This is a genomic window from Oxalicibacterium faecigallinarum (assembly GCF_014635705.1).
GTDB classification, from domain to species: Bacteria; Pseudomonadota; Gammaproteobacteria; order Burkholderiales; family Burkholderiaceae_D; genus Oxalicibacterium; species Oxalicibacterium faecigallinarum.
This window is the reverse complement of sequence record NZ_BMDI01000007.1, coordinates 1-12,628: the sequence shown is the minus strand read 5'-3', so window position 1 is coordinate 12,628 and position 12,628 is coordinate 1. Positions and strand designations below refer to the sequence as shown.

Annotated in this window: 16 protein-coding genes; all 16 read right to left on the bottom strand. The window is 63.4% G+C overall.

Annotated features, from left to right (window positions below; genetic code table 11):
* Positions 1–241: 241 nt before the first annotated feature.
* Positions 242–973: a hypothetical protein gene (locus IEV29_RS16035; protein WP_188382297.1), complete on the bottom strand. Its 732-nt coding sequence runs from the start codon at positions 971–973 to the stop codon at positions 242–244.
* A gap of 19 nt (positions 974–992) precedes the next feature.
* Positions 993–1,610 (bottom strand): phospholipase D family nuclease, encoded by a 618-nt coding sequence (locus IEV29_RS16030; RefSeq protein ID WP_188382296.1) that lies wholly within the window; start codon positions 1,608–1,610, stop codon positions 993–995.
* Positions 1,611–1,631: 21 nt separating this feature from the next.
* Positions 1,632–2,546 (bottom strand): DNA cytosine methyltransferase, encoded by a 915-nt coding sequence (locus IEV29_RS16025; RefSeq protein WP_188382295.1) that lies wholly within the window; start codon positions 2,544–2,546, stop codon positions 1,632–1,634.
* 3 nt (positions 2,547–2,549) lie between these two features.
* Positions 2,550–2,762 carry a hypothetical protein gene (locus IEV29_RS16020; protein WP_017510841.1) on the bottom strand — a complete coding sequence of 71 codons (213 nt, stop codon included), beginning with the start codon at positions 2,760–2,762 and terminating at the stop codon, positions 2,550–2,552.
* A gap of 211 nt (positions 2,763–2,973) precedes the next feature.
* Positions 2,974–3,474 (bottom strand): hypothetical protein, encoded by a 501-nt coding sequence (locus IEV29_RS16015; RefSeq protein WP_188382294.1) that lies wholly within the window; start codon positions 3,472–3,474, stop codon positions 2,974–2,976.
* On the bottom strand, positions 3,471–4,508 hold the full coding sequence (locus IEV29_RS16010) for a DNA-binding protein (protein ID WP_150990075.1): 1,038 nt from the start codon (positions 4,506–4,508) through the stop codon (positions 3,471–3,473). The genes IEV29_RS16015 and IEV29_RS16010 overlap by 4 nt, the downstream gene beginning before the upstream one ends.
* A 1,419-nt stretch (positions 4,509–5,927) precedes the next feature.
* A complete protein-coding gene (locus IEV29_RS16005) occupies positions 5,928–6,890 on the bottom strand; it encodes a replication initiator protein A (protein WP_188382293.1) in 963 nt (320 codons plus the stop codon).
* A gap of 112 nt (positions 6,891–7,002) precedes the next feature.
* Entirely contained in the window at positions 7,003–7,314 is a 312-nt protein-coding gene (locus IEV29_RS16000) for an addiction module antidote protein (RefSeq protein WP_011811068.1), read from the bottom strand.
* Positions 7,311–7,634 carry a type II toxin-antitoxin system RelE/ParE family toxin gene (locus tag IEV29_RS15995; protein ID WP_188382292.1) on the bottom strand — a complete coding sequence of 108 codons (324 nt, stop codon included), beginning with the start codon at positions 7,632–7,634 and terminating at the stop codon, positions 7,311–7,313. The genes IEV29_RS16000 and IEV29_RS15995 overlap by 4 nt, the downstream gene beginning before the upstream one ends.
* 73 nt (positions 7,635–7,707) lie before the next feature.
* Positions 7,708–8,088, bottom strand: a complete 381-nt coding sequence (locus IEV29_RS15990; RefSeq protein ID WP_188382291.1) for a TrfB-related DNA-binding protein — start codon at positions 8,086–8,088, stop codon at positions 7,708–7,710.
* A gap of 78 nt (positions 8,089–8,166) precedes the next feature.
* Positions 8,167–9,459: a ParB/RepB/Spo0J family partition protein gene (locus IEV29_RS15985; protein WP_188382290.1), complete on the bottom strand. Its 1,293-nt coding sequence runs from the start codon at positions 9,457–9,459 to the stop codon at positions 8,167–8,169.
* 12 nt (positions 9,460–9,471) lie between these two features.
* A complete protein-coding gene (locus tag IEV29_RS15980; RefSeq protein ID WP_009242144.1) occupies positions 9,472–10,254 on the bottom strand; it encodes a ParA family protein in 783 nt (260 codons plus the stop codon).
* A 28-nt stretch (positions 10,255–10,282) separates the two neighbouring features.
* Positions 10,283–10,702, bottom strand: a complete 420-nt coding sequence (locus tag IEV29_RS15975) for a hypothetical protein (RefSeq protein WP_011798667.1) — start codon at positions 10,700–10,702, stop codon at positions 10,283–10,285.
* A 155-nt stretch (positions 10,703–10,857) separates the two neighbouring features.
* Positions 10,858–11,841 (bottom strand): DNA primase, encoded by a 984-nt coding sequence (locus IEV29_RS15970; RefSeq protein WP_188382289.1) that lies wholly within the window; start codon positions 11,839–11,841, stop codon positions 10,858–10,860.
* 3 nt (positions 11,842–11,844) lie between these two features.
* Positions 11,845–12,222, bottom strand: coding sequence for a hypothetical protein (locus IEV29_RS15965; RefSeq protein WP_188382288.1), 378 nt, complete (start codon positions 12,220–12,222; stop codon positions 11,845–11,847).
* Positions 12,223–12,232: 10 nt separating this feature from the next.
* The gene (locus IEV29_RS15960) at positions 12,233–12,505 is read right to left on the bottom strand and encodes a hypothetical protein (RefSeq protein WP_188382287.1); all 273 of its coding nucleotides are present in this window, start codon (positions 12,503–12,505) and stop codon (positions 12,233–12,235) included.
* Between the last annotated feature and the right edge of the window lie 123 nt (positions 12,506–12,628).

The window sequence follows — 12,628 nt, the reverse complement described above, 5'->3', positions numbered from 1 at the left end:
GGGGTGCGGCCCCGCGCGTAGCGGATTCAGCGCACCAGCGCCGGCACACCACGGATCAGATCCACATCCCGAACTTTCGCGCGCGAAAGTTCCTCGGCTGGGCCTTCAGGCCCGGCAAGCGGAGCGCGCAGCGCCGGCACGGCGCGGAGGCGTCAGGGATTGATGCCCGAAGGGGCGAGACGCCGCAGGCGGCTCGATGCGCAGCACGAAAGCCCGGCCCCGTAGGGGAGACGCCCAGGGGTTAATACGGCGGGTCGTCATCCAAGCTGCCATCCACAGCCGGAAACGGATCAATTCGATAGCCCAAGTCTTCGATGGAACGGGCGTTGTCGGGCAGCTTCTCACGCATCCAAACCGGGATGCGACCCTGCGCGAACAAATTGCACTCGGTCGGTTCTCGATCAGCGTCCAGCCACTCAACACGGAACGCCTGCCCACCGAAACCGATTCCCTGGCCAAGCGCATCCCAAGTGTAATGAACGCCCCGGCAGATAACGCGCTGAATATCGGTGGCGTCGGCCAGCTCGGCCCAATAGGATTCCAGTTGCGAGACGGCATCAGATTTCGCCCGCTCGATCCGTGCCAAGGTGTCGGCGTCAGGGGTCGGACTGGACGAAAAGGCGAGGACTTGACGCCAGCCAGCGGCCGCATCTTGGTGCGTGAAACCGGCGTGGATTCGCAACGGCTGCTCGGTAAAGCAATGCCGGGTTTCGCGCGTGTCATTGTTGATGTGGATTTCCACGGACTGCCGCTTCGCCCGCAACCAAGCCGTGCGCGCGGCTTGCTCCAAGCGGTCAGCCTCGGCCTTCGCGGCCCGGCCCTCCGTATCGAGGCGGGATTGTCCGGCGCTGCCATCTTCGGCATCCACGCAGCGCAGAAAAACGGCGCGGTGATGCGCTTTCGCAGCCTCCCAAGCCTGGAATTCCTGGGGGACGGTGTGCGGGGCATCAATGAGGAAAAAATCGACGGTCATGGTGTTCTCCGAGTTCCTGTTAATACCGGGCACGGAAAGGCTCGGATTGCCGCCAGTTGCGATCAAAGTGGGCCAGATATGCCTTGGCCAGCGCCGAATTATTCCAGTTCACCAGGACGTTCTCCGAGTTCACGCGCGCGGCTGCGTCGGAGTAGTTGAAGCTCCCCAGCTCGACGGTCTGGCGATCCACGATGAGCACCTTGTCGTGGTGGATCGGGTAAGCGGAAATCACGCGGACATCGCAACCGGCCTCGGCCAGCGCGGAAAGGGCCGCCCGGCCCTTTCCGCTGCGGTCGTCGGTGATGTTGTTCTTGTAGTCGGCCACCAGGGAGACAGCCACGCCGCGCTTGGCCGCGCGCAGCAGCGCGGCCACAACGCGCGGACTGGTGAAGCTGTAGGACAGCGCCTTGATGTCGGTCTTCGCGGAGTCGATCACGCGAAGAACCAGCGCCTCGGCCCCGCCCTTGGGCGAAAAGCCCACCTCGATGGAGCCGGCCGCAGGCACGGCAACAGGCGCGGCCGTTTCAATGGCCTCGGCCAGCTCGCGCAGCGCGCTAGGCTTGAAGGCGAAAGCGGAGCCGGCCCAGCTCAAGGCGAGGCCGGCGAGGATCACAGGAAGGAAGCGAGAAGGTTTCATAGGGCAGCTCCAGGAAAACGATCAAGCCGCAAGGCGCAGCTCGTTGAGGAAGTCGGCGGCCACCACGGGGCAGACGGCATTACCCAGCAGGTGCATGGCATCGCGGTGGACGTTGGGGAGGACGTAGGACGGCGGAAAGCTCATTGCATCCCGTGCCTCGGGCACGGCAAGCATCCGCATCTTGTCGCCCTCGATCACGGCCCAGCGGTCGCGGGTCGTGATGGTGCCGACAGGCCGGTGGATGCTGCGGCCGGTGAGGCCGCTGCCGTTGGAGTAGTACGGGATCAGGAAGCGGTCGCCGTGCGCAGCACGGCCCGCCGCGATCTGGCGCAGCGTCTTGTCGCTGCGCCTGGGCGTGACGATCGGACTCCAGGGGTGTGCATCCCACTGGATCACATCGGCAATAGGCCGGTGCTCGCGGCGCGGCAGGCTCAAGCGCAGCGGCCGCCGAGAGCGCGTGCAGACCAGGAACAGGCGCTGTCGGTTCTGCGGCACGCCATGATCCGCCGCATCAACCAGATGCGGCGATACGGCGTAGCCCAGCCGGCGCAGCGCATCGCGCCAAGCCGGGTAAAGCACCCACTTCTCGAAGTCGGGGACGTTCTCGACCAGGATCACCGGGCTGCGGTGGTATTCCGCGCAAGCCACCACGGCCCAAGCCGTGCTGCGCAGCGCATCATGATGCGGCCGCTCGCGGCCTCTTGCCCTCGAATGCCCTTGGCAGGCTGGCGAAGCCAGCACGACATCATGCGCGGGCACCGCGCGCCAGTCGGCTTGCTGGAGGTCTTGGCACTCGTGCCAAGTGTCAGGGTGGTTGGTCTGGTGGTACTGAACAGCCAGCGGCCAATGGTTCGCGGCCCACACCACGCGCGCGCCAGCCAGGCGCGCGCCTTCGGTGAAGCCACCGGCCCCTGCAAAGAGGTCGATACAGCGCATGGGTCAGAATTCCGTGGTCAGGGTGCCATCGGGAAGGCGCTTCATCAGGTCGAAGCCGTTATCCGTGCCGCCGCAGCTCTCCAGCTCCTTCAGCGCCGCCTTGAAAGTGTGGTGGTCACTCCACACGTCTTCGGCATCGGTGCCGGCGTTCTCAACGATCACCCATTGCGGGTAATCCGTGGCTTGGGCGGTGGTGTTGGCCAGGGCGGTTTGCACGGTCGTTTTCCTTATACGGAAGGGTTGAAGATGGTCTAAGCGGCTGGGGTCTGGTCTGCTCACCGTCACCCCTGCCGAGGCATTGCCTCATCACTGAAGCAATGCCTATATTCTACCCATCAAACTATTGACCGTCAATAGTTACACGCAAAAAAGTTGCTTTCATTATGAAAGCACAACAACAGCCGGCACAGACTTTCGCGCGCGAAAGTCACCGCAGGGCGAAGCCCAAACGGTTATAGAGGTAGAGGCCGGCGAGCGTCAGCGCCCCGGCCACGGCTGCGCCGGCCAAGGCGTGCCACCAATCGCGGCCGCTCGGCCACGTCGCCAGCAGGCATTGCACGGCCAGGAGCTTCAGGCCAAGGCTGGGCCATGCGAGAGCGAGCCAGCCAGCGGAATGCCACAGTAGGCCGGCGCTCAACGGAATGAGAAGGAAGGGCGCGAGCGCCACGGGAACCGCATTCCACCAGCGCAGGCGCATGAACAGCACGCGCCCCAGCAGCAGCTCGCCGTCAGGCATCCGGCGCGGCAGGATCGACAGGGAAACCGGGCGCGCACCAAACAGCCAGCCGGCCAGCCAGTGCATAGCCTCATGGGCCAGCGTGCCGGGCAGCACCGACAGGGCGTACAGCCACGTCCAGCGCCGGACGGCGCGGATCGCCACCAGCATGACCGCGAAGCTGGCCAGATGCAGCCACGCGGAGCCGATCACGTCTTGTCAGCCTTCTTTGCGGTGAAGCCCCGGATGGTCGCCTCTTGACTGGCGACTTGACTGCGCAGCGCGTCGAGTTCCCCTGTCACCCGGCCAAGTTGGGCGGCCGCATCACGGGCCTCTTTGCGCGCCTCGTCCAGCTCGGCCTCCATGCGCTGCTTGGAAGTCTCCAGCTTGCCGATGACCTCCACGCTGCGCTGCTTCTGGTCGTGCAATGCCTGCTGGTGAGCATCTTTCAGTCGCCCCACCTCGGCATCATGCTGGGCACGTTGAGCAGCCACCCCTTCGGCGTGCTCTTTCCGCGCCGCCGCCAGCTCGGCCGCTCCTTGCTCCTGCACTCGCGCAAGTTCACCGCGAACCTGGGCCAGCTCGCGCTCCAAGTCTGCCGCTTGCTGGGAGAGTCGGGCCACGTCCGCGCGCTGGGTGGAAAGCTCGGCTTCCACCGTCCGGCGTGCGGCCTCCGCTTCATCGCGTCGCGCCCGTTCAGCCTTCAGGTCGTCATGCACCTCGTTGGCCCGCTTCTCCAGCTCGGCCGCCCGCGCTTCCCCAGCCGCCGCTCGCTCGGTTTGTGCAGCCACGTCGGCCTGAAGGCTGGCCAGTTGGTCGGTCAGTTCGGCGGCTTGCCGGCGCGCCTCATCGCGTTCGTCCTCGCGTTTCTCGGCCAGGGCCAGCGCCTCCGCAGTCTCGGCTTCGAGTTCCTGACGCACCCGCTCCAGAGATTCACGCTCGGAGGCCAAGCGACCATTGGCAAGCTCCAGTGCCACGCCCCACATGTCCGAAGCCCAGCCCTGCACCTTGTCGAGCACAACCTGGGGCGCGGCTTCGCGTACCGGCTCGGCCGACTCGGCCGCCTTGCGGCGGGCCTTCCAGGCGCGCAGCACCGGGCCGATGGTGGCGTAGCTACCGCCCTTCGTGCTCGTCCACTTCGCCAGCAGTTCGCGCACCGTCTCGTTTGTCGGGCGCATCCCCTCGGCCGCCAGTTGTTCGGCGGCTTTACAGATCAGTTCTTCCGTGATGATCGCTTCGCTTGCCATGACAGGCTCCTTTCGGTTGATTGTGTTGTTTGTTGTTGTATGTTGTATTTTACAGTAAAAAACAACAAACGCAACAGGCGAAGTGCCGGCCGGGATCGGCCGCCGTCGCGCTTGCCTTCGGCGGGCCGGGCGTCGAGCTGGTGGTGGAAGCGGGTCGGTGGCCACCTCGGCGGCCGTCCTTCTAGAAAAGCCCCCGATAGACGAATCGGGCGCGTCGGCCCGAGCCTCGAATGGCTCCAGGCCGGGAAAAATGGGCAAGTTGGCCAGGATCAGGCCGATTTCATGCGTGTTGGCACTCGAAATCGGCCGCCAAGCCCCGGAAACAGAGCCTTCGCGGGCAGTGATTCGTCTATCGTGTTCACTTTCGCCGGCAGGGCATCCGGCCCGCATCGAGGCGGCCGCAGTGGAGCAGCGGCTGGCCAGCCGTTAGCATGAGCTGTTCAGCCAGAAAACCGACCGCACAGAACGCGCTACAAGCGATTTTTCCGAGTGTCCGAGGGGTCAGGGCTGGCCAAGGGTCAGAAAACGCCGTGACGGGCCTCCTGCGCTGCCATTTCAGCCCTTCTAAGCCTTCATGCCCATCGCGGAAGGCTTCGCCCCTCCCTTTTGAAGACTTTTTGACGGTTGTGTAGCAGGGACGGTGTTCCACGGCGCGCTGCGCGCCCGGTTGAGCGGCCGGCGCGGCCGTAGGACGCGGCGGGCGTGATTTATCCGGTGTCTTAGCGCCCGTAGGGTGCCCCGCTTGCGGGGCAGGTCAGGACGGCCGCTTGCGGACGGCCTGAGCCGCTTAGACCGTGGTTGCAGGGCGGTGGAGCACCCCGGCCCGGCGCAGCCGGGCTTTGTGAGCACTCGCGCCAACGGCGCGCACGATTTGGGGTGAGGCCGTAGCGTTAAAACGTTAAATAAAAAGGCGTTAAATCGCGCGCGCGTGTTACGCTGTGGATAAGCGGCCGTAAGTCCTTGTTGCGCAAGGATTTTTTCATGCGGTATGTACGCCGATAGACGACAACCCTGTACGGCGATAGACGAAAAAAACGTACCGCGATAGACGAGTGTTTGTACGGCGATAGACGAAACGACCGCGTTTTCTGTGGATAAGTGCCCAAATGTACGCCGATAGACGAGTGTTTCGAGGCGAACCGGATGCTTTCAGCGTGGCAGCAAAAAAGCCGTTTTTTGATGCTGCCGGGCTAAAAATCCAATGCTGACGCGGGTTTTTCGGTAGTTTTGTCGCGCAGAGGTGTGCGGCGATAGACGAATAAACCGTACCGCGATAGACGAATTCGCGTAGTTTGGCAAGAAGGCGAAATGTACGCCGATAGACGAGTCCGGGCCGGCGCTGGCCAGGGGGCCACGATGGGCGGTTGAGGCTCTGCCCGTGGCCAAGCTGGGGCAGCGCGGCGAGCCTCTGCATGGGGATCAGGACAGCTTTTTTTGCAAGAAGTAGGACACCCAAGACAGCTTGCCAGCCTTGTTGGCCTCGCATACCAGTTTGGCGTTGTCTCGGGTCATGATGACCAGCTTGTTGGGCTTCACGGACTCGTCCAGGAACATCCGGTAGTCGGGCAATGGGTCGCGCTCCACGATTTCCTTGATCTCCTGCTTGAAGCGGCGCAGGGTCTGCGAGCTGCCCGTCTTCTCCAGCAGCAACGGAAGGCCGATTTCCCACCACGCCTTGTCACCGCAGTGCTTGCGGGCCAGCTCGTACAGCCGGCGCTCCAGGGCTTGGCCAAGGCTGAAATAGTCGGGGTGCAGCGTGAGGATGTCGAAGTCCATTGCGGCCCGGTAGAGCCATTCGGAAATCGTCAGCTCCAGTTCCAGCGCGCCTTTGCCGTTCTTCGTCCAGGTCGTCACCCGGTAGTCCTCGATCAAGCCGAAGCCTTCAAGTTGCTCTTTCTCGTTCGTCTTGACGTTCGTTTCAATCGTCGTGCCCTTCAAGCGCCGGCACATGTCCACCACGCGCTCGTAGGCGGCGCCTCCGGTGCTGCGGCGCGTGCCCAGCAGGAACGGGTACACGTCCACGCGGACGCGGCGCGAGGTCTTGATGCCGGCGTCGTGCCCTCGCACGATCTGGCTGATGCAGTAGATCAGGATGTCCTTGTCGAACACCGTAGCCGCGCCCACGGCAGACGGGATGATGCGGATGCTCCGGCCCGCGCGCGAATAGACGCGGATGCGGGTGTCGCGGTTCTTCGACAGGGAGAAGATGGGGTATTCCATCGAGGACACATCATCTTTGACGGGCCAATCATGGATCGCCTCAAGCACCACAAACAGGTCGGGTTGCACGGCGCTGGCCAGGATGTTCCCACCTGCCGGCTCATCTGATCGCCCGAGTGGAAAAAGTGTTGCCGTTTCGCTGTCTGTGGTATGATTAGACATTCATTGCTCCTTATGTGTCTCTTGCTGCCAAGCGGGTTGATCCGTTAGGGGTTGATGATGGTCTTGAAGTGCCCGGCCTGCTCGCCGGGCATTTTCTTTTGTGCGTTCCGATTCATGCCGTTGCATGGTGCTGGCCGACAGGCTGCACCGCCAAGCGCAGGCCCAGCGCCTTGAGCACGGCCGACAGGCTGCGCAGCTCCGGGTTGCCCTGGGGCGACAGCGTGCGGTAGAGCTGGTTGGCATTCAGCTCGGTTTCCTTGGCGATAGCGCGCACGCCACCGCGCGCTTGCGCCATCTGGCGCAGCGCCACCAGTAGATCGGCCGGTTCTCCATCCTGGAGAAGCTGGTTCAGGTACTCGGCCGCAAAAGCCGGGTCTTCCTTGAACAGCTCGGCCATTGCTTCGTCATGGCTTCGATCTTTCATGCTGACCTCCGTTGCCAGTCTTTCCAATGCCCAATGGCGCGCTCGATGTCCGCGTCCTGGGTGCCTTTGTCACCGCCGCACAGCAGTAGAACCACCACCGCGCCCGCCATCGCGTAATAGACGCGGTAGCCTGGGCCTTGGTCGATTCGCAGCTCCCACACGCCTTCGCGGCAGGGCTTGTGATCGCCAAAGTTGCCCGCCTCGATGCGGCCCACCCGCTTGACCACCTGGCCTTTTGCAATCGGGTCGCGTAGCTTCTTCAGCCACTCTTGAAACGGGTCGTGCTCGTCCTCGGTGATGTAGTGCCGAACGGTGAACATGGTTAGATTATCGTTTATAAACGACAAAGGCGCAAGGGAGCACCCTGCGCCTCGTCTTGGTTGATCGTGCAGGTCATGGCGCAGCCTTCAAGAGCTTGGTGGCCTTTCGCACGGCCGTAGTGGCCTTCTCCAGCGCCTCGGCGGACTTGGCCACGTCGTCGCACCCCTTCATCGCCTCGGCCAAAGCCGCCAGCTCAAGCGCCAAAGTTTCAGGAAGATCCAGCTCCACACGGATGGAACTCACGCCCGGCGTGGTGGCTTTCTTGTAGGCCCGCTCGATGGCCGCAACGGCCAAGCTCACGCGCTGCTTGGTCATCCCGTGCTCGGTGGCCACGTCCACCTGGGCGCGGCCATCCACCAGAACGGCCCGCGCCATTTCACGGGCTTGTTCGCCCAAGCGGGTGTCGGCGGCGGTTCGGTCGAAGGCTTGCGGGGTAAGGCGTTTCAGTCTCATGGGGCCATCCGGTACATCAGCGCGGTTTCGCGCGCGAAAGTTGAAAAGAGGCGGCCAGCGGCCGCCTTCAGGAGAGGGTCAGAAACGCCAGCCGTCCGGCATGTCGGGAGAGGCATTCCGGCCAGCGCCCTCGATGTCGGGGTGCATTTCCTCCCACAACTGCGCCGGGGTCTTGTCCTTCAGCTCGCCCTGGAGCTTCTTCAGGTACATGACTGCCCGCTCCGGGCCGATGCCTTCCAGCATCGGCAAGGTCATGGCCAAGAACCCCTGCCACAGCACCCACTCGGTTTCGTGCATGTCGTGGCCCAGCGTGGTCATGTGGGTTTTCATGCTGAAGAACTGCGCCTGATTGGCTTCGCCCCACTCGAAGGTTTCTTCCCGCAGCGACAGCAGCTTTTCGTTGGCGCGCTCCTTCTCGGCGGCGGCCTTCTGCTCCGGGGTCAGCTCCATCGTCGGGAGGGCTTGCTGGCCACGCCCCGAGGTAGCGGCTGGAGCCGTCGCGGTGTCCTGGTCGTCCGCGTCGGCACCGTCGCCGGCATTCGATCCACCGGCCGCCCGTTCGGCATCCCGCTTGCGCTGTTCTTCCAGCCATGCGGGGGTTTTCTCCGGGGCCTTGTCGCCGGCCTTCTTGGTGTTCTCCAGCTCGATGCGGCGCTGGGCCAGCTCGTCTTGCTGCTGCTTCCACGCCTTCATTCTGGCCAGCGTGTTGCGGGCCTCGTCGCGCGACAAGGGAAGGCCCTCGTTCATGCGGTGACGCAGGCGGTAGAACTCGGTGCGCGTTTCCTCGATGTCGTAAATCTGGTTGAGGCAGTGCAGCACCTCGAAGTCACCGCACAGATCGTTCTCCAGCAGCTCGCGCACCGGGTCTGCATAGCGGCGCACAGCCATGCGCTTGCTAACCCATGCCTCGCCACGGTTCCAGATCGTCATGGCTTCCTTGGTGCCGTACAGCTCCACATCCTCGATCACGCCCATTGCTTCCTCGTAGGCGGTCAGGTCGTCGCGGTCGTTGTTCTCCGTGACTTGCAAGCGGCGGATTTGCAGCTCGGTGAGGCCCTTCTTGATGATGACGGGCACCTTGACCAGACCAGCCAGCGGCGCGGCGCGGTAGCGGCGCTCCCCGACGATGATGCGGTAGCGGCCGTCAGCTTCTTCATGCACCACCAGCGGCTCGATGATGCCGTTCAGCTTGAAGCTCTCGGCCAGTTCCTCCAGGTTGCGGAACGTCTTGCGAACCTGCTTGACGCTGTAGATGCGCGCCAGTTCGATTTCTGCGTCGGCCGGCTGTACCGGCTTGACGGCGATCTGAGCCACGGCGGACAGCTTGCCCAGGTTGAGGCCGGGCTTTTTGTTGGTTGCGGTTGCGGTCATGTCCTTGTCCTTTTAGATCGCGGCTTTGTCGAAAATCTGGTTGCACACCGCTTTCATTTCGCGGGCGGCCAGGATTTGGCTTTCGCCGCTTTGCACGCGCCACACCGGCCGATCCTTGGCGTACTGCGTGGCTGCGCGGTCGTAAAGCACCCCTTCCATCACCACCTCGCCCAGCTCGTCGCGCAGTTGCTCCAGGGCGTTGCGGTCGAAGGCGCGGCGGGTATTGACGCGGTTGGCCAGCAGGCCCAGCGTCACAAGGTCGGCGTTCCATTCCAGTTGCTGCACGCGCGCGATGTCTTCAAACAGGTCGCCCAGGCCGTCGATGGCGTCTTGATCCATCGTGCAAGGGCACACCACGAAGTCAGCGGCGATCAGCGCGGCATACAGCGGATTTCCCAGCGTCGGGGCCGTGTCGATGATGCACACGTCGAAGTCTTTGGCCAGCTTGGCCAGCGCAGCGCGCGGGGCGTGCAGGTCTTCCAGCGGGCGGCTGGCCACGTCCACCAGCTCGCGGTCAGCAGCCACCAGCGCAGCGGACTCGCCGCACGGAAGCGGTTGCAGTTCGATGGCCTCTCCGTCGAACAAGGCGCTGCCGGTCAGCGATTGCAGCTCGTCGCCCTGGTCGCCCACGGTACGCTCGCGCAGCGCCCGGAGGGTCTTGCTGAAGTTCTTTTGCGGATCGAGGTCAACGCACAGGACGCGCAAGCCGCGCTCGATGGCGAAGAAAGCCAGGTTGCGGGCAACAGTGGTCTTGCCGACTCCACCCTTCTGGTTGGCGATAGCGATGGTTTTCATGATCGTTCGTCCTTTCCCTGGTTGTCGATCAGGCCGCCACCGACACGTCGGCAGGCTGGAAGCACAGCTCAAAATTCACCATGACTTGCAGCCAGTTCATAGCGAACATGTTGATTTGGGCGCGGCGCGGATTCACCGCACTGCCGCCCGTGTAGATCACCTGATAACCGAAGGTGTCTTCCATCTCCAGTACCTCGGCCAGCTTGTTGGCCATATCCACACGCAGCTTGAGCCACGGCGCAGGCATTACCGTGCCCTTCTTCTGGTTGTCGTCGGCCAGCTCGATCAGGCGCATGTCACCCTCGACGGCCGCAATGTGGCAATACACGGCCATGTCGTCAGGGATTCGCGGAGGGGCGCAGAAAACCGCACCAGCGCGGGCGGATTGCAGGCTGGGGATCAAGTCGGCCAGTCGGTCAAAGAGGCGGGCATAAACGGTAGTACGCATGGTCAAAGCTCCTAAGTCATGTTGATGATGGTCTTCGGTGGATCGTCCCTTTCGCGTGCGAAAGATCGGTTCAGTGCCCCACTGTCTGCTCACAGTTGTTTCCGGGGTTCATCGGCCGTCCATCCGCTGCCGATGAGTTGAATTCTACCATAGAACTATTGACGGTCAATAGTTAAAAGCATGTTTTTTTCCAAACCGCATAAGTCGATCAGCTCGCCCACGGAAAACTTGGACGGCCCAGCAATGGCGGTCAGAATCCGGCGCAGCATTGCCGGTGCATTGATCTGCTGGAGACGCGGCGCAGCCGTGGCCACCAGCCGCGCCCGGCCCTCGGCGTACTCCAACTGGCAACCCTGCATCGCGCTGGCCAGGAAGAAGCCTTCGAGGCTCGAAGCCTCCAAGGCCAAGTCGTTGAAGGCGTCCCCACCCTTAGCGCGCACGTAGCTGTCCGGGTCGTGGTCGCGCGGAAGGAAAAGGAAACTCACGTCTGCCGCGTCGGTGACATGAGGCAGGCACACGTCCAGGGCGCGCGCAGCCGCCCGTCTGCCGGCGTCGTCTCCGTCAAAGCAGAAGATCACGCGCTTGGCCAAGCCCAGCAGCCGTTCCACATGCTGGCCTGTTGTAGCCGTGCCCAGCGTTGCCACGGCGTTCTGCACACCATGTTGGGCCAGACTGACGACATCCAGGTATCCCTCCACCACATAGGCGGTGCCGGTCGCGGCAATAGCCTCGGCCGCCTGGGTCAGCCCGAACAGCACGCGCCCCTTCTGGAAGACTTCGGTTTCCGGTGAATTGAGGTACTTCGGCCCGTCGCCTTCGAGCACGCGGCCCCCGAACCCGATCACGCTGCCTGCGTCATCGAGGATGGGGAACATGATGCGGTCGCGGAAGCGGTCATAGCGCCGGCCGCCGTCGTTGACCGCCACCAGCCCAGCCTTCTCCAAGGCACGGTCGTTGTAGCTCGGGAATGCCTCGCGCAGCGCCTGGAAACCGGCCGGGGCATACCCCAAGCCATAGCGGGCGGCGATGTCGCCCCGCAGGCCGCGCGACTTCAGGTAAGCCACCGCGCGCGGAGAGGCGCGGAGCTGGCCACGGTAAAACGATGCGGCTTGTGTCAGGTGGTCGATCAGGATGTGCATGGTTCAAGCCTTCGGGATGTCGAGAGAGAGGCGGCCGGTGTCGTACATGTGCAGCATGGAGAGGAAGTAGCTCGGATCGGCTGGCCACTTGCACCCCTGCCAGTAGGCCAGCAAGGCCCTGCGCACCGACCCCTGGTAGTCGTTGAGACGCCGCCGTGCCTCGCGCCACTTGTCTGCCCGGCGCTTGCGATCAATGGCTTGGTGACGCTCCCATTGCAGCCGGCGAGCCGTCATTTCCTCGTCCACGTCGATCTGTTCGGCCGCCACTTGGTCAGCGAACAGAGGAAGGGCCTCGCGCTCGGCTTTCTGCTTGCGCGCGAAAGCGGCGCGCTTGCGCTCGGTGTCGCGGAACTCGTACTTGCCATACCGATGGAAACGCATGGCGCAGTCCTCAATGGTTCCAGTGCTGCCGGCCGTACTTGCGCCCGGCGATGGTGATGCGGTCTTCGGCGTCGATGGGCACGCACTCGCGGCCGCCATCGGCACGCAACACGGTGCATTGGCCAGCCTCGCCGGTCACGGTGGAGTCGAAGCCGCACACATAGAACACCCAAGGGCTGTGCTCGTCTTCCCGGAACTGAGCGAACCCGTGGAAGTCCCGCTTCAGAGCCACGCTGCTCCGGGGAACATCCGGGCCAAAGTCGAAAGTGCCTTGATCTGCCATGTTGAAACTCCTACTCAACCAATGCCTATATTCTACCCGTCAAACTATTGACCGTCAATAGTTTGCGAGAGAAAAAAGCCTGATTTTTCGCGGGTTCCGGGCTTGTGTTTCTTCGGGGTTCAG